The organism is Zwartia lucis (assembly GCF_965234455.1).
In the GTDB taxonomy this organism is placed as follows: Bacteria; Pseudomonadota; Gammaproteobacteria; order Burkholderiales; family Burkholderiaceae_B; genus Zwartia; species Zwartia lucis.
In genome coordinates, this window is sequence record NZ_OZ248473.1 from 128,242 (window position 1) to 144,857 (window position 16,616).

Genomic DNA, 16,616 nt, shown 5'->3' on the forward strand with positions numbered 1-16,616 from the left:
CTTTTTCGGTGTGTTGGGCCAGTTTTCTAGGGAAATCTGGCCTTCGTTCTAAGATATCTGGGTTTACCCGTATAGAATCAATAAATTGACTGTAAGTTTGGGAATCCCACATGATTGGTGCGGTACACAAATTGGTACTCGGCTTTTCGACAAAAACGTTGCAATGTATCAGTGCGCAGCGTATCGGTAGGTTCGTTGCGGGACTTTCGGCGTTGTGCTTAGTGGGAGTTGGGGCTTTGCAGGCCCAGCCAGCTGGTCCACAGGGGCCGCTGCCCGTGTCGGTCATTGAAGCTCAGCCAACCAACATCCCCAATGTGCTTGAGGTCACAGCGCAAGCCGAAGGCGCCAAAGAAACCGAGGTGCGCTCCCGCGTCAACGGTATTTTGCTCAAGCGTCTGTATGAAGAGGGCAGCCCGGTGCAAGCGGGTCAGCCGCTGTTTCAGATTGATCCCGAGTCTTTCAAAATTACTCTCGAAGAAGCGCAGGCGCGTGCCAAGCAGACGGCCCGCGAGGCCGAGCGTCTAAAATTGCTCTACAGCAAACAAGCGGTGAGTCGTAAAGAGTTCGATGACGCCACCTCGGTCAATGAGATCGCCCAAGCGACCTTAAAGACTGCGCAGCTCAACCTCACATGGACCACCGTGACCGCGCCAGTCAGCGGTATATCCGGACGATCGCTACGTTCAGAGGGAAATTTAATCTCCAATACGGGAGATGCGGGTCTGCTGACTTCGATTTATCAAATCAATCCCATCTGGGTACGTTTTGGTTTGTCCAGTAGCGACACCGCCCAACTGCCTAGTGGTCGACTCGACCCCAAACAAAATACGGCCGTCGAGTTATTGCTACCCAATGGCCGTGTGTATGCCGAGTCAGGAAAAATTAACTTTCAATCAACCTTTATTGATCCAAAGCTCGGTACGCAGCAGATGCGCGCGGAGTTTCCAAATCCCAATAGTGAAATTTTGCCCGGTCAATTTTTGCGCATTCGGATCACAACAGGAATGCAAGAGAATGTGTTCTTGGTGCCTCAAGCGGCCGTGATCCAAAGTGAACGTGGATTTGCGGTCTGGACGGTCGGTCCTGAAAACAAGGTCGTCCCGACGCCGATCAAGGTTGGCAAATGGCTCGGAAAAAACTGGATCGTATTGTCAGGCTTAAAGACGGGTGATCGGGTGGTGACCGATCAGCTCATCAAAATACGTCCTCAGTCGGTGGTCAAACCCACGGTGGTGCCGCTCGGCCAAGCTTCGCCGGGTGCTTCTGTACCTAATGCGCAAAAGAATGTGGCCGCCCCAAAGGATGGCCGATGAGTTTCTCGAGTTTTTTTATCAGCCGACCAATTTTTGCGGCGGTGATTTCTATCACAATCGTGATCGCAGGTTTGATGGCGGCGCGAGGACTGCCCATTGCGCAATACCCACAGATCGCACCGCCAACCGTCATTATTACGGCGAACTATCCCGGGGCTTCGGCAGAGACGCTGACGCGAACCGTCGCGGGACCGATTGAAGAGCAACTGTCCGGAGTTGAAAATCTGTTGTTTTTCAATTCGAGTGCCCAATCGAATGGTACTTTAGCGATTACGGCGACCTTCGAAGTGGGCACTAATATCGACACGGCGACAGTCAACGTGAACAACCGGGTCAAGATCGCGGAGCCACGCTTACCGGATATTGTCCGTCAGTTTGGCGTGACGGTTCAAAAACGCTCGAATGATATTTTGTTGGTGACGGCGATCACGTCGCCTACCGAAGAGTTTTCGAATCTTTACCTTTCGAATTACGCGCTCGTCAATATCGTGGATGAGCTCAAGCGTTTACCAGGTGTAGGTGACGCTCAAATTCTAGGTGCCAAGGACTACTCGATGCGTATCTGGCTCAAGCCTGATCGCATGGCGCAACTTGGGATTACGGCGCCCGATGTGGCAGCTGCAATCGCTGCGCAAAATAAACAAAACGTCGCAGGAAAAATTGGACAGGAGCCCGCCCCTCTAGGACAGCAGCTGGTCTATACGGTGACGGCCAAAGGACGTCTTGTCACGCCTGAACAATTTGGCGACATCGTGATTCGTTCTGAAGGTGCGAGCGGTACGCTGCGCCTCAAGGATATCGCCCGCGTCGAGCTTGGCGCAGCCGACTACGATGCCAACACCAAGCTTGTCGGTCAACCTGTCGCACTCGTTGCGACCTATTTGCAGTCGGGCGCAAATGCCCTGGCTGTCGCTGAAAGTGTACGTAAAAAAATGCAGGAGCTTGAGAAAAAATTTCCTCCTGGCATCGAATATGTGATTCCGTTTGACACGACAAAATTTGTGACGGCTTCTATCAATGAGGTGATCAAGACCTTGTTCGAAGCGATGATCCTCGTGGGGCTGGTGGTTTATTTGTTTTTACAAAACTGGCGCGCGACCCTGATCCCGCTGATCGCGGTGCCAGTTTCGCTCATCGGCACTTTTGCGGGCTTGTGGGTATTTGGGTTTTCAATCAACACGCTGACTTTGTTTGCGATGGTCTTGTCGATTGGTATCGTGGTTGATGACGCTATTGTTGTGCTGGAGAACGTAGAGCGACTGATGGCCGAACGCAATCTTTCACCCAAGGAGGCAGCCTACGAGGCGATGCGCGAGGTATCGGGGGCGGTTGTCGCGATCGTGTTGGTGCTCTCGGCGGTATTTATTCCGGTGGCTTTCTTGGGCGGAATCGCCGGAACACTTTATCAGCAGTTTGCCGTGACGGTCGCGCTCGCGGTCATTTTGTCAGGCATTGTTGCTTTGACGTTGACACCTGCCCTCTGCGCAGTGTTGCTCAAGCCAGGCATGCATGCACCCAAAGGATTTGGATGGTTCAACCGAGGCTTTGCGGCGTTCACGACACAATATACAAAACTCGTCGATATCACCTTGCGTCATCGGGTGATAGGTGCGACAGTTTTCGGCGCGATTTTGATCGGGTGTGTTGCGATGTTTCGTTTAGTACCCGGTGGTTTCGTTCCGGCCGAGGATCAAGGTTATCTGATTAGTGCGCTGGTGTTACCAGATGGCGCAAGTTTGCAGCGTACAGAAGAGACGGGCGATACTTTTCGAAAACGTATTGTCGAAGACCCCGGCGTGGCGCGCGTGTTTGTGATTGCAGGCCGTGACATTATCGGTGGCGGCAACAGAGCCAACGCTGGTACGATTTTCATCCCCCTCAAGGATTGGGATGAGCGCACGTCTTCTTCTGTTGAGCTCGCCAAGAAATTCACGGGTGTCGGTATGAGCCTACCCGATGGCATGGCGCTTGTTTTTAATCCTCCGCCGATCCGAGGCTTGGGCTCTGCTGGCGGGTTTGAGTTCTATGTGCAGTCCAAGGGAGAGCCTTCGGTCACTGAGTTGGCGACTGTCGTCACCAACTTTACGGAGGAATTGAAAAAGCAACCCAAGCTCACCGGTATCAATACTTTTTTTAGACCGACAGCACCACAACTTTATGTAGAGGTCGACGAGGCCAAAGCACTGTCGCTTGGGATTCCCGTGGCGGATGTGTATCTCAGCCTTCAAGCGACGATGGGTGCGTTGTATGTCAATGACTTCAACTTGAATGGTCGTACCTATCGCGTGCAGATGCAAGCGGACTCCCAATATCGTACCGAACCGACCGATCTTGGGCAGATTTATGTGCGTGCCAATAATGGCAGCATGGTGCCAGTCTCCGCACTGATTTCCGTCAAACAAGTCGTAGGTCCCGAACAACTCGAGCGCTTTAATGGCTTTCTTGCGGCCAAAGTATTGGGGAGCGCCGTCCAGGGCGTTAGCTCCGGCGATGCCATTAATGTTGTGGCAGCCACTGCGCGTGCGACCTTGCCTCCAGGCTATGAGTTGGCCTGGGCTGGTCAGGCTTATCAGCAGATTCGAACGGGAGATGCTTCCGGTTTGGCATTTATGTTTGGCATTGTGATGGTGTTTTTGATTCTTGCTGCGCAGTATGAGCGGTGGTCGCTTCCGATTGCTGTGTTGTTAGCTGTGCCTTTCGCGTTATTCGGCGCCTTGCTTGCCGTCTATTTACGCGGCATGCCAAACGATATTTATTTTCAGATTGGCTTATTAGTGTTGATCGGACTTTCAGCCAAGAATGCTATTTTGGTCGTGGAGTTCGCATCGCAAAAGCGCGAGCAAGGGATGAGCACAATGGATGCGGCGCTGAGCGCCGCTCGACTTCGATTTAGGCCGATTGTGATGACGTCTCTGGCTTTTATTCTCGGCGTATTTCCTCTTGTGATCTCTACTGGAGCGGGCGCGGCAGCGCGTCAGTCCATGGGTACAGGTGTGTTTGGCGGGATGCTGGCATCGACCTTCATCGCGACTATTTTTGTCCCGATGTTTTTTACTTGGCTCTCACGAAATAAAAAAAATGAGAGTACTGAAAAAAATCATGATGCTTCTTAACGTGAGCCAAAAGCGCTTTTCCGTACGTCTGGCTGTGACGCTAGCGACAGTCGGGCTGTTGAGTGGATGCTTACTCGGTCCAGACTATGAACGCCCTCAAGTTTCCTTGCCAGAGAGCTTCCGCGCTGCATCTTCGGTCACGTCAACGGTGAGTGCCTCCAGCGAAGTCGTACTGACCGAGTGGTGGACTTTGTTCAACGACTCCGTTCTCAATGATTTGGTCGCGAGTGCCCAAAAGAATAATGCGGAGGTGCAAATTGCAGTCGCGCGTCTAGGTCAAGCGCAGGCGCTCGCGCGTCAAGCGGGTGCGGCTCTTTATCCGACGCTGAATATGACCGCCTCAGGAACGCGCGCATCCACCGGAACCTCTGTTTCTCCGTCAGGTGTAGGCTTTCAAACAAATACGACGCAAGTCGGCTTAGTGACTTCGTACGAGATTGATGTATGGGGTCGAGTTAGGCGCAATATCGAGTCAGCAACCGCAGTCGCGACTGCAAGTCAGTACGAGCAGGATAGTGTTCGACTGACACTCTCTGCGTTGGTCACGAACACGTATTTACGTTTGCGTGCTTTGGATGCTCAGCGAGATGTCGTGACGAATTCCGTGAAAACCCGTGAAAACTCTTTACGGATTGCGCAGGCAAAGCTCGATGGCGGTCTGGTGTCGCCGATCGATGTCAGTCAAGCACGCGCGGCCAAAGCGGCCTCGGAGGCGAATCTTTCCGAACTCACCCGTCAAAGGGCGATCGTTCAAAATCAGTTGGGAATATTGACGGGCCAATTGCAATTGACGCTTGCCCCCATTGATCTTCGGGGCTTGCCAATTCCGCCGGTTCCGCCCGCGGGTTTACCCTCCACGCTTCTCGAAAGTCGTCCAGATGTGAATCGTGCGGAGCAAGAACTCACTGCTGCCAATGCGCGTATTGGCGTGGCGACGGCTAATTTCTTTCCGACGCTGTCACTGACGGGTGTTTTTGGGGCGCAGAGCGTCGACTTTAGCGCCTTTCTTTCGGGGCAGAGCGCAGTGTGGTCGGCAGGGTTAGGTTTGCTTCAACCTTTGTTTTCCGGTGGCTCTCTGACCGCACGTCTGAATTTTGCTAATGCGCAACAGCAAGAAGTTCTTGGTAATTACGTTAAAGTTGTGAGAAACGCCTTTGGCGAGGTCAGCGATGCGCTCGTTTCAGTGAGTCAGACTTTCGAGACGGAGCGCTATCTGACAGAGCAGGTAGCCGCCGCGGCCAAGGCGCAAGAGCTGGCGACAGTGCGCTATGAGGCGGGGTATGTTGATTATCTGAATGTGCTGGAGGCACAGCGTATTCAAAATGAAGCGAATCTTGCCTTTGTGTTAAACCGATCGTTGCGCCTTCAAGCCGGGGTTGATTTATTTAAGGCCTTGGGCGGCGGATGGAAGAAAGAGAGCTTGGAATAAGTCCGCGCACTAGCTTTAGAATGAAATATCAAATATAAGAACAAGACAGACTAGAGGAATATGTGATGAATGACGCGATTGAAAAACAATACAATCCCCGCACGACGGTGACGCCTGAGCAATTGGTTTTTTTCAGCGATCTTGGCGCTCGTCTGAGCGAGCAGGCACGTGAAAAGTTTGTTGGACGTTACGACTTACGCTTTGGCGAAGGCCCGCTTGAAAATGCCGATTTCTTTTATTGTGGCAATCCTAATCGTCCTCTGATGGTGTTTTTTCACGGGGGTTACTGGCGTGCCCGTGATAAAAAAGATTATAGTTTTGTCGTCAATGGAATCTTGCCTCTTGACTGCTCCGTTGTCGTCATGAATTACGATCTGTGTCCTGCTGTGACGGTGCAGCAGATTGTGAGTCAGACCAAGCGTGGTTTAGAGTGGGTCGCAAACCAAGCGGCGACTTGGCAGATCGATCCTGAGCAAATTTACGTTTCTGGGCATTCTGCTGGTGCGCATATTATCGCGGCGACTCTGGCTCAAACAGGCGCTGCGTTTGAACTCAAACATCACAAGATTAAAAAGGCATATTTAATCAGTGGTGTTTTTGATGTCGAACCGGTTTTACAGATTTCCGTCAACGAAGAGATTAGACTCAAGCCCGAGGATGTTGAGGTGCTGAGCCCGCTTCGTCACCCTTTTTCCTCTTCGGTTGGTTATGAGGTGATTGTTGGAGGTGCCGAGCCCAAGGATTGGATTGGTGAGTCTGAGCGCATGGCCGCGCATCTTCGCACGCAGGGTTGCGAGGTGGGTTTACATATTCTTCCGGGTTTAAATCATTACACTGTGCTGCATGAGATGGATCGTCCAGAGGGTTTTGTCTCTAAGCTGTTCGCACGTGATATAGGGTGATGTATGGATAATGTTGATCAGCAAAGTATCGAGCAGGGAGACCCGATCGTCGCCTTGCGCGTGCAATTAGGTGGATTGTTGTCACGCGAGCGGCTAGATCAGCAAAAAGATGTCCTGGATGTCGCGCGACGTTTAATGTTGTCCAAACTTCAATTGCTTGCGATCGAAGCCGGTGAGGTGACCAGTTTTCATCATGAGCAAAGATATATCCAGAGTATCAAAGCCTATGTATTCTACATAGGACTTCATAGCAGAGCAGAGGTCAATGCCCTTGTGACGCAGATCGAAAATGGGTCTGCAGAGAGTCTGCGCTTCTCACCGGCAGAGGGTGTTGCCAAACTCCATCGTGTAGCAGCGACTTCGGCACCGAAAAAATCATATGCAACTAGACGTCCCCGTTACCTATACGTCGGAATTGGGGTGCTCTTACTAGGCGCGATTGTTCTCGCGATCACCGAAGGCTGGCCCTTCAGCGATGAAAAAGAAGACATCGTAACGGAGACCCCTGCTGAAAGTGCAAGTATCACTTCGGCTGCGGTTCCGATTTCGGCGCCTCAAGCGCGGCCAGCTCAAACCAATACTGCTTCTAGCGCGACAGCTCAGAGCCCTTCAGCGGCCTCCGTCTCAACATCACTCCCACTGGAAGCATCTACTCCGGCCGTTACGCCTGCCTCAGCACGATCGCCAGCAATAGTCGCACCTGCACCAACAGCCCCGCCTGCACAAGAGGGTAAAGCCACGCTGCGAATTGATTTCAAAGCGGAATGTTGGGTATCGCTTCAGACTGTAGATGGAAAAAGGGCCGATCGTATCTACAAACCGGGTGAAAGCCTCTCGGTACCAATCGCGAATGTGAGTGGGTTGATCTTGGGCAATGCCCCAGCTGCGAACGTTTTTTTAGCAGGTCGACAGGTTGATGTGTTGGTCAAAGGAATGACTCAGGGTAATGTCACGCGACTTGATCAAAAGAGCATACAACTCTTACAAAAAAACTAAGTCTCGCTTCAGTTTTTTTCAACAGTCGCTAAAGAAGGCTTCTCTTGGGAAGGTTGTGACAGAGTCAGTCCTTCCCAGCCTCCACCCAAAGCCTTGACTAAAGACACGCTGGCGATGAATTGGCCGCCGTGCATTTGCCATTTGATACGTTGGGCAGTGAGTTGATTTTGTTGGATTAACGCCAAGGTTTGAACGGTATCAAGGCCCTCACGATAACGGATCGCACTGATTTGATAAGCTCGGTTTAGATTGCGTACGGCTTCGTCCTGCATCGCACGGGCACGATCGAGTTGCGCGAGCGAACTCATGGCATCTTGTGTTTCTTGTATTGCCACCATGACGGATTGACGATAGTTGGCAAGAGAGACGCGATAGCCCGCTTGCGCAAAGCGATAATTAGCGCTGATACGACCGCCATCAAATACTGTTTGAGTGGCTGTCAGACCAATAGACCAGATAAGCGAGGGCGCATTAAATAGTGCGTTCAGAATGGTACTTTCTCCTCCAAAAAAAACAGGGGCGAGGGTGATTGTAGGAAAGAATGCGGCCTTTGCAACACCGATTTGGGCATTGGCGGCGACCATCGCGCGTTCGGCTGCCGCGACATCAGGTCGTCTTTCTAACAACGTAGAAGGCACTCCGACCGGGAAGGCAGGCACACGTGTCGGCAAGCTACCTGGGGCAAGGCTAAAGGCGGAGGCGGGCGTGCCGGTCAAGGTCGCTAATAGATTTTCTTGAACGTTGCGTAGCGACCTCAGGATTTCGAGTTGTGCGCCGCTCGATTGGGTGAGCGCTGTTTGTTGCGAGAGTTCAGTGCGTCCGGCGGCGCCCATGTCATAGCGCTTCTTGATGAGTGCCAGAAGCTTGTCCTGAATCTGTACGATGCCAGAGAGTACACGGATTTCTTCGTCGTATTGGCGCAAAAGAAAATACGAATTGGCGAGTTGCGCGGTAAGCAAGAGTTTGACGTTTTCCGTGTCGGCCGCAGCTTGTTGTGCGGTGCTGCGTGACGCCTCGACTTCGCGGCGAACCTTGCCCAACCAATCGATCTCATAGGTCATGACTGCGACAGGTCGAAAATTATTCTGAGTCGTAGACTGGTTGTTAGTGTTGTAATTGGCGCCTGGGCGATTGGCCGAGGTTTCAGTGCGTGCACCTGTGGCTCCGATAGATACCGTCGGCAACAGTGCGGCGCTACGCGCTTCGCTTTGAGCGATTGCTTGATCGAGTCGCGCGAGCGAGGCATTCAGAGTATTGTTGTTTGTAAGACTGGTCTCGACGAGTTGATCCAGTATCGGATCACCAAAAGCCTTCCACCACTTTTCTTTAGGTGCGTCATCAGCCGGCGCGGCAGGTTTCCAAAGCGCAGGATTGGCACCAGGAAGCGCTTTCCAATTTTCCGGAAACTCAACAGTAGGACGTTCGTAGTCCGGTCCGATGGTTGAACAGCCGACCATGAGGAGGGCGGACAAGCAGAAGGCTAGACTTGGTTTCATCATACGCTCAGGAACCACGTCGAGTCGAGGGTACGCGTGGCGCAGGCGACTGCGGTACAACGACTTGACCATTGACCAAAGAATCCATCGGATTCAAAATCAGTTGATCGTCAGCAGTAATCCCACTTCGGATCTCGACTTGATTACCAAAATCAACCCCAAGCGTAACTTTTTTCTTTTGAGCCCGCTTGTCCTGATCGACCACGGCGATGAAGGGACCACCCGCTCCAAAAATCAAGGTGTTGGTGGGAACAATCAAGCTATTACCCAGGGCGATTTGCATCGCCACTTCTACATAGGCGCCTGGCAATAACGCATTGTTCTCGTTCGGGATCTCGATATCGACTTGCAGAGTCCGCGTATTGATGTCGATCGCGCCGGCAGTACGTGCAATACGGCCCTTGATGATTTTTTCGGGCGCGTTGGTCTGGTACACCGAAACTTCGTCCCCGACCTTGACTTGAGACGTACGATCCTGAGGCAGATACACATAGACACTAAGGCGATCGGTGCGCGCCATGGAGAACATGGCTTGCGCGTTTCCTACGTTGCCGGCATTGACGAGGTCGCCGAGGTTGATATTGCGTCGCGTGATGCGACCTTCAAAAGGCGCGGTCACAGTGCCAAAACTTTGTACCTGCTTCAAGCGATTCAAGACGGCTTCGCTCTGTCTGTAGAGACCAGTTTTTTCGTCCATTTCTTGTTGTGAAACAGCGTCTTCGGCGCGTAAACGTCTCCAGCGTTCGAAAACCGTTTTGGCAAGATTGAAATTCGCGGTCGCTTCTTCGACTTGACGATTGATCTCCGGGATATCGATCAGCGCAAGCGTTTCACCTTGCTTGGCGATATCGCCAAGATCTTTGAACCATTGTTTGACATAGCCAGTCACGCGTGAATGAATTTGAGCTTCATTAATCCCACGCAACGTCCCAGGCAGTACTAAGCGCATATTGGGGTTGTTCTTGTCGGGGATTGTGGGCTTGACCACGAGAACGTGCATGAGTCCACTTTCGTCGGCGCGTTTGGCCAAGACCTCGGCAAAGGACCATCGCTCAAGCAAGGCCGTACCAAGACCAAAGAGCATTAACGCAAAAATTACGACAGCGACTAATTTCACTGTGCGCAATGTTTTTTTCAGTTTGATTGACGACTCGGCGTTGTCGGGGTGTCCGAGCGGTAAACCATGAGAATCGTGGAGCGTGTCCTTCATGCTGTTGCTTCCTTGGAGGCGCGGCGTTGATCAAGCCAGCCATGCAGACTTGCGAAAAGAACGGGTACGAATAATAAAGTCGAAACGGTCGCAAGAAGCAAGCCACCAATCACAGTTCGTCCGAGCGGGGCATTTTGTTCGGAGCCCTGACCAAAGCCGACCGCCATGGGAATCATCCCGATAATCATCGCCATCGCTGTCATCAAGACAGGACGGATTCGCGTGGCACCGGCCTCAAGTGCAGCAGCCAATGGCGAGAGTCCGTCCTTAAGGCGCTCTCGCGCAAAAGAAATGACAAGTACGCTATTTGCCGTCGCGACGCCCATGGTCATAATGGCGCCCGTCAAGGCCGGCACGCTCAGGTTGGTGCGCGTGATCACCAGCATCCAGGCAATACCAGCAAGCGCAGAGATCAGGGCGGCGATGATGATGAAAGGATCAAGCCACGATTGAAAGTTGACGACGATCAATAGGTAGACCAAGAGCACGGCACCCAGCAGACCAATCCCCAAGCCCATATAGGATTGCTTCATGGTTTCTATTTGACCGCGCATGGTCATGCTGCTGCCACGCGGGAGTTCAGATTTGGCCTCGTCCATAATGACTTGAATATCCATCGCGACTGCGGCGAGGTCACGTCCACGCACGTTCGCGTAAATATTGATGGAGGGACGAATGTTGTAGCGCGTCAAAATAGCGAATTCAGTCGTAGGCGTCGAACTCACTAGATTGCCAATCAACTGTGTGCCGCGACTAGCCGCTGAGTTTGCAGTCGCTGCTGTGGCGGAAGCCGCCGCATTAGCGGGTCCGACGGGAAGTCTGAGTAGGTCATCGAGTGAGTCGATATTATATTGAGGTGTTTGTGCTTGAATTTGATAGTTGATATTGTTGGCGGGGTTCAGCCAAAACGAAGACGTTGTTTGGGCGCTGCCTGACAAAGGCAGCAAGACGTTTTGAGCAAGATCCTGAGGCGTCAGACCCATGCCTTGCATCCTAGTTCTATCCATTTTTAAGGCAATGGAGGGTTGGTCTAGTCGTTGATGAATATGGACATCGGCGGCGCCCGGGATCGCTGCAATTTTACTCACGAGTTTCGCGGCGAGTTCATGATTGGCTCGGTAGCTGTTGCCGACGATCTGCACATCGATCGCCGCGGGTGTGCCGAAATTTAAAATTTGCGTCACGATGTCGGCGGATTGATAAAAGAATTCAATACCCGGAAAGCGCTCGCGCAGGATCGGGATCAGTTCGTCCATGTATTCCAAGCTTGGTCGATGACCGGGCTTGAGTGAAATCATGATGTCTGCATCAAATGAGCCAATCGTTCCCGAACTGCTATAAGACAGGTTAATTCCGCTGTTGGGTAAACCGACATTATCAAGAACGCCTTCCAAGTCTTTTTCGGGAATGACCTCTCGAATGACTTTTTGAATCTCATCAGCCAGAATCGCAGTACGCTCGACGCGTGTGCCCGTTGGGGCGCGCATATGAAGTTTGATCTGACTCGTATCGACAAAGGGAAATAAATCGCGGCCGAGAATAAAAAAGATGCTGCAGGACAAGAGACAAAAAGCGAGAAAGCCTGCGATAAATTTTTTACGGTTGCTCAAGAGGTGACCGAGTAACAACACGTAGCTCGCGCGAAACACCTCGAAGCGAGCGTTGAAGCGAACATGAACCTTGTGAATCCAGCGCCCAACCGGGCCTGGCTTGCCCGCATCCTTAAGCATGAGATAGGCGAGCGTAGGCACGAGCGTACGGGAAAGAACATAGGACGCGAGCATCGCGAAGCTGACCGCCTCGGCCAACGGCACGAATAAATAACGCGCGACACCACCCAGAAAAAACATCGGTACGAACACAATACAGATTGAGAGCGTGGCGACAAAAGTAGGAATCGCGATCTCGCCAGCGCCATCGAGCACGGCCTGATAGAGATCCTTGCCCATGTGAATGTGACGTTCGATGTTCTCGATCGTGACGGTAGCGTCGTCGACGAGAATACCGACGGCGAGCGCCAACCCCCCTAGGGTCATGATGTTGATGGTCTCACCGAGTAGATGCAGAGCGATCAACGAGGTAAAAATTGAGAGCGGGATCGAGATCGCGATGATCGAGGTGGTGCGCCAGTTTCCCAAGAACAGCAGCAGCATCAGTGCGGTGAGACCGCCTGCGATCAATATTTCATGGATCACGCCTGCCAGGGCTTTCTCGACAAAGATGGATTGATCGCCTAGCAGTCTGACATCGATGCCCTCGGGTAACAAGGGCAGGATGGAAGGCATCTTTTCCTTGACCTCTTGGACAATATCTAGCGTGGATGCGCCACCATTTTTAAGCGCTGTCAGGATCAAGCCGCGTTCACCATTTTGACGGACGATATTGATCTGTGGCGAGAATCCATCTCGGACGTGAGCCACCTCACGCATGTAGGTTGTTGCACCGTTGACGGTTCTGATGGGGATGTTGTTGAGCTCGGCAATCGAGGTCGGTGAGGAGTTCAACGAGATATTGAATTCGACATCGTCGATCTTTGCAGAGCCGGAGGGTAGGGTGAGGTTCTGTGCCGTAATGGCGTTAATGACGTCCGAGGAGGTCATTCCCTTTGCACGTAAAGCCTCTGGGTCGATATCGACCGAAACGGCACGCACTTTACCACCGAAGGGAAAGGGCACCGCAATGCCCGGAATGGTGACGAGCTGTGGGCGTACGATATTCAGTGCGGCGTCGAATAACTCTTTTTCAGAAAGCGTTTTACTCGACATACCAATCTGAATCACAGGAATCGATGAGGCCGTGTACTTGATAATCAGAGGTGGCGCCACGCCCTGAGGCATTTGTCTGAGCGCGGATTGCGAAATCGCGACGACTTGCGAAATGGCGGTTTGAATATTCGCTTTGGGTTGAAAGTAGATCTTGATGATCGTGATGCCGCCCAGTGAGCGCGACTCGATATGTTCGATATCATTGACGGTCGTTGTGATGGAGCGTTCATGATTTTGGGCAATCCGGTTGCCCATTTGTTCGGCAGATAGGCCGCGATAATTCCAAATGACGCTAATCACTGGAATATTGATTTCAGGTAAAACGTCGACGGGAGTGCGCTGGATCGCCAGTGGTGCAGAAAGCAAAATGAGAATAGCCATCACGATAAACGTGTATGGCTTATCTAGTGCGATCCGAACAATCCACATCCTGAATACCCGCGTTAAGCGCCTACGTTCTGCTAGCCAATATGGCTGTACTCGTCAGATCAGCACGCGAGAAGTATAGAGAAACTGCATTGTGGAGGATAGATGTATTTCAATATTGCAACGATACAGGCTGTAGAGAAGTCATTTTTAAGGGTTTTCCCTAGTTTAGATGTGTTGCAAGTACTCTTGTTCTAAGACTTCCATGAGTTGCTGAACCTTCATGGGCCGAGCCTGGGCATATGCGCGTCCGGCCCAGAGGCTTTGATGCTCGCCGTCATCATGTTGCACAGCGATTTGTCGCAAGGGGGTTGTCAGGGTGTTCTGCAGGGGGAAAGGCAAATGGGGCTGTCCCTGCATGGCATCGATGAACGCATTGCGCAGGCCTTGCGCACGCCTGCCGGAAAAGCCGTGGGTGAAGACGGTTCCCCGAGTCGGTTTAGTGAGTAAGAAATGCTTATGTGCTGGTGTTGCTCCTGATTCATCACAAACCAGAAACGCAGTGCCCATTTGTGCCGCCGCCGCACCGGCAGCCTGAGCCAGGGCAATGTCATTGCCCGACATGAGGCCACCGGCCGCGACGACGGGAATACGCAGCGCTGCCGTGAGTTGTCTGACGAGTACAAGGGTGGAGGTATCCTCATCAAGCGTATCGGGCTGAAAGGTGCCGCGATGACCACCCGCTTCGATCCCTTGTGCGACCACAAAATCGACACCTGCCGCCTCGATCGCTTGCGCTTCGGCTAAACAGGTTGCCGTGACGCCTACAGTGATCCCTGACAAGCGTGCGCGCTCCAGTATCTCTGTTTGTGGCAAGCCAAAGTGAAAAGTTAGTACTGCAGGCTGGTGCAGCCAAACAGGCTCAAGCATGGCCTTTAAGTCAGGAATAAAAGGGGGTTGGGGGCTGGCTAGTCTGAGGTCTTGGGTGATCTGCAGGCGCTTGAGCGCGGTAATAGCCTGGTGCTGGAGTTCAGCACTGGGCGTAGGGATTTCTTGAAAGACGAAAAAATTGGCATTAATGGGACCCGAGGTCAGACGCTTGGCCGCGGCAAGATCATCACTGATTCTTTGAGGAGGGCTGTAGGCAAAGCCAAAGCTGCCTAGGCCGCCCGCCTGTGTCACCCCGGCAACTAATGCTGGTGTATTGATCCCACCCGCCATGGGAGCTTGAATAATCGGCACACGTAATTGATTTAGAGCAAATGCCATGGTCGAGTCCGCCTTTTGAGGGTTGGTTGATCCATTCTATCCTCGGAATGCCGTATATCATTACTAATCAGAAAGAAAAGATGAAAGACTGAACTTTGGAATTCATTCAGATGCAAAGTATTGCTCACCTCAATATTGAAACATGTCACTATCAGGCCGTTCGTCAGGCATTATTGGATAAAAGCGAAATCGCTTTTTTGGATGTGCGCGAGGAAGATCCGCATGCCCAGTCACATCCTTTGTTTGCAGCCAATTTTCCTTTGTCACGATTGGAGCTTGATGCCTACAGCAAGTTACCGCGGCGTGATGCTTGGCTTGTGACACTCGACGAGGGCGATGTGCCACTCGACGATTCGGATGCGATGCGGGCGGCGCAAAGATTAGTGAGTCTTGGATTTACCCGCGTGAGTGTTTTTGCAGGAGGCGTGCGTGCCTGGGCCGCTGCGGGTGGAGAGCTCTTTAAAGATGTCAATGTGCCGAGCAAATCCTTTGGCGAGTTGGTCGAAGCGCGACAACACACACCCTCTCTGTCCGCACAGGAAGTCAAAGCACTGATCGATGAGAAAGCCGATGTGGTGCTCGTGGATGTTCGACGGTTTGACGAGTACAACACGATGAGCATTCCTACCGCCATTAGCTGCCCGGGCGCTGAGCTGGTGCTGCGGATCGCCGAGTTGGCCCCGCGACCCGAGACACGCGTCATTGTAAATTGCGCAGGCCGCACGCGCAGTATCATCGGTACGCAATCCTTAATCAATGCGGGCATCCCCAATCAGGTTTCTGCCTTGCGCAATGGCACAATTGGCTGGACGCTTGCCGAACAAGTCCTGGATAAAGGGCAAACCAGAAAGTTTTCCGAAGTCTCGCAGGTCACGATAAACAGCGCGGCCGAGCGTGCGCGACATGTGGCCGATCGCGCGGGCGTCAAACGCGCAACGCTTGAAGAGATACAAATCTGGCGCACTCAGGTTGAACGCACGACCTATTTTTTTGATACCCGCAATCCCGAAGAGTTTCTGGCGGGCCACCTAACAGGCTTTCGCTCGATGCCGGGTGGTCAGTTGGTACAAGAAACCGAGATGGTCGCGCCCGTACGCGGTGCTAGATTGGTGTTGACTGACTCTGATGGTGTACGCGCCAATATGACCGCCTCTTGGCTCGCGCAGATGGCATGGGATGTCTATGTGTTAGAGGGTGTTGACGCAAAGGCTTTCAGTGTCAAGGGTATTTGGCAGTCTGAGCTGCCAACGCTCCCAGAAGTTCCCATCATTAATAGTGAGCGCTTGGCAGCATGCTTTGCTGGGGCCCCTTCGGAGTCGGACACAATCGTGGTCGATCTGGGACGTCATGCGCAATACATTCAAGGACACATTCCCGGTGCGCATTACGTGTTGCGTTCGCAATTCAAAGAAGCCGTGACGCGGTTGCCGAAGGCCTCGCGCTATGTGCTGACCTGTCCGGATGGTGCGATGGCGCGGTTTGCATACGAGGAGTTTTCCCAAGCGCTGCGTCATGCGCAAGGTGATGCTGAGGTGCTCGTCTTGGAGGGAGGTACGCAGGCATGGCGCGAAGCGAGTCTCGCGCTAGAAAAAGGTCCGACGCATTTGGTGTCTCCAGCGCTCGATCGTTACAAGCGGCCGTATGAGGGGACAGACAATGCCCGCGAAGCGATGCAGGGCTATCTCGACTGGGAGTTCGGCTTAGTCGAACAGCTCGGACGAGACGGCACGCATCACTTTTGGGTTTTATAAAAATCC

Annotated in this window: 10 protein-coding genes; 6 read left to right on the forward strand and 4 right to left on the reverse strand. The window is 52.6% G+C overall.

Annotation, left to right across the window (positions count from 1 at the left end):
• Window positions 1–110 precede the first annotated feature (110 nt).
• The 5 genes from AC8GE9_RS07030 to AC8GE9_RS07050 all read left to right on the forward strand — a co-directional run bounded on the left by AC8GE9_RS07030 (window position 111) and on the right by AC8GE9_RS07050 (window position 7,753).
• Window positions 111–1,313 (forward strand): efflux RND transporter periplasmic adaptor subunit, encoded by a 1,203-nt coding sequence (locus AC8GE9_RS07030; protein WP_506676452.1) that lies wholly within the window; start codon window positions 111–113, stop codon window positions 1,311–1,313.
• The gene (locus AC8GE9_RS07035) at window positions 1,310–4,426 is read left to right on the forward strand and encodes an efflux RND transporter permease subunit (RefSeq protein WP_506676453.1); all 3,117 of its coding nucleotides are present in this window, start codon (window positions 1,310–1,312) and stop codon (window positions 4,424–4,426) included. The genes AC8GE9_RS07030 and AC8GE9_RS07035 overlap by 4 nt, the downstream gene beginning before the upstream one ends.
• On the forward strand, window positions 4,413–5,855 hold the full coding sequence (locus AC8GE9_RS07040) for an efflux transporter outer membrane subunit (protein WP_506676454.1): 1,443 nt from the start codon (window positions 4,413–4,415) through the stop codon (window positions 5,853–5,855). The genes AC8GE9_RS07035 and AC8GE9_RS07040 overlap by 14 nt, the downstream gene beginning before the upstream one ends.
• A gap of 65 nt (window positions 5,856–5,920) precedes the next feature.
• Window positions 5,921–6,757 carry an alpha/beta hydrolase gene (locus AC8GE9_RS07045; protein ID WP_506676455.1) on the forward strand — a complete coding sequence of 279 codons (837 nt, stop codon included), beginning with the start codon at window positions 5,921–5,923 and terminating at the stop codon, window positions 6,755–6,757.
• Between the two features lie 3 nt (window positions 6,758–6,760).
• The gene (locus AC8GE9_RS07050; protein ID WP_506676456.1) at window positions 6,761–7,753 is read left to right on the forward strand and encodes a RodZ domain-containing protein; all 993 of its coding nucleotides are present in this window, start codon (window positions 6,761–6,763) and stop codon (window positions 7,751–7,753) included.
• 8 nt (window positions 7,754–7,761) lie between these two features.
• Here the strand turns inward: AC8GE9_RS07050 and AC8GE9_RS07055 are convergent, their stop codons facing one another.
• From AC8GE9_RS07055 to AC8GE9_RS07070, 4 genes are all read right to left on the reverse strand, one after another.
• The gene (locus AC8GE9_RS07055; RefSeq protein WP_506676457.1) at window positions 7,762–9,321 is read right to left on the reverse strand and encodes an efflux transporter outer membrane subunit; all 1,560 of its coding nucleotides are present in this window, start codon (window positions 9,319–9,321) and stop codon (window positions 7,762–7,764) included.
• Window positions 9,257–10,459, reverse strand: a complete 1,203-nt coding sequence (locus AC8GE9_RS07060) for an efflux RND transporter periplasmic adaptor subunit (protein ID WP_506676458.1) — start codon at window positions 10,457–10,459, stop codon at window positions 9,257–9,259. Before AC8GE9_RS07060 ends, AC8GE9_RS07055 begins: the two co-directional genes overlap by 65 nt.
• Entirely contained in the window at window positions 10,456–13,653 is a 3,198-nt protein-coding gene (locus AC8GE9_RS07065; RefSeq protein ID WP_506676459.1) for an efflux RND transporter permease subunit, read from the reverse strand. Before AC8GE9_RS07065 ends, AC8GE9_RS07060 begins: the two co-directional genes overlap by 4 nt.
• Window positions 13,654–13,818: 165 nt before the next feature.
• Entirely contained in the window at window positions 13,819–14,859 is a 1,041-nt protein-coding gene (locus tag AC8GE9_RS07070; RefSeq protein WP_506676460.1) for an NAD(P)H-dependent flavin oxidoreductase, read from the reverse strand.
• Between the two features lie 110 nt (window positions 14,860–14,969).
• Here AC8GE9_RS07070 and AC8GE9_RS07075 point away from each other — a divergent pair, with 110 nt between their 5' ends.
• On the forward strand, window positions 14,970–16,610 hold the full coding sequence (locus AC8GE9_RS07075) for a rhodanese homology domain-containing protein (protein WP_506676461.1): 1,641 nt from the start codon (window positions 14,970–14,972) through the stop codon (window positions 16,608–16,610).
• Window positions 16,611–16,616 lie beyond the last annotated feature (6 nt).

Excerpts from the sequence above, each read along its gene's own strand:
- AC8GE9_RS07030 (WP_506676452.1), top strand. The coding sequence starts at position 111 with ATGATTGGTGCGGTACACAAATTGGTACTCGGCTTTTCGACAAAAACG.
- AC8GE9_RS07035 (WP_506676453.1), top strand. The coding sequence starts at position 1,310 with ATGAGTTTCTCGAGTTTTTTTATCAGCCGACCAATTTTTGCGGCGGTG.
- AC8GE9_RS07040 (WP_506676454.1), top strand. The coding sequence starts at position 4,413 with ATGATGCTTCTTAACGTGAGCCAAAAGCGCTTTTCCGTACGTCTGGCT.
- AC8GE9_RS07045 (WP_506676455.1), top strand. The coding sequence starts at position 5,921 with ATGAATGACGCGATTGAAAAACAATACAATCCCCGCACGACGGTGACG.
- AC8GE9_RS07050 (WP_506676456.1), top strand. The coding sequence starts at position 6,761 with ATGGATAATGTTGATCAGCAAAGTATCGAGCAGGGAGACCCGATCGTC.
- AC8GE9_RS07055 (WP_506676457.1), bottom strand. The coding sequence starts at position 9,321 with ATGGTCAAGTCGTTGTACCGCAGTCGCCTGCGCCACGCGTACCCTCGA.
- AC8GE9_RS07060 (WP_506676458.1), bottom strand. The coding sequence starts at position 10,459 with ATGAAGGACACGCTCCACGATTCTCATGGTTTACCGCTCGGACACCCC.
- AC8GE9_RS07065 (WP_506676459.1), bottom strand. The coding sequence starts at position 13,653 with ATGTGGATTGTTCGGATCGCACTAGATAAGCCATACACGTTTATCGTG.
- AC8GE9_RS07070 (WP_506676460.1), bottom strand. The coding sequence starts at position 14,859 with ATGGCATTTGCTCTAAATCAATTACGTGTGCCGATTATTCAAGCTCCC.
- AC8GE9_RS07075 (WP_506676461.1), top strand. The coding sequence starts at position 14,970 with ATGCAAAGTATTGCTCACCTCAATATTGAAACATGTCACTATCAGGCC.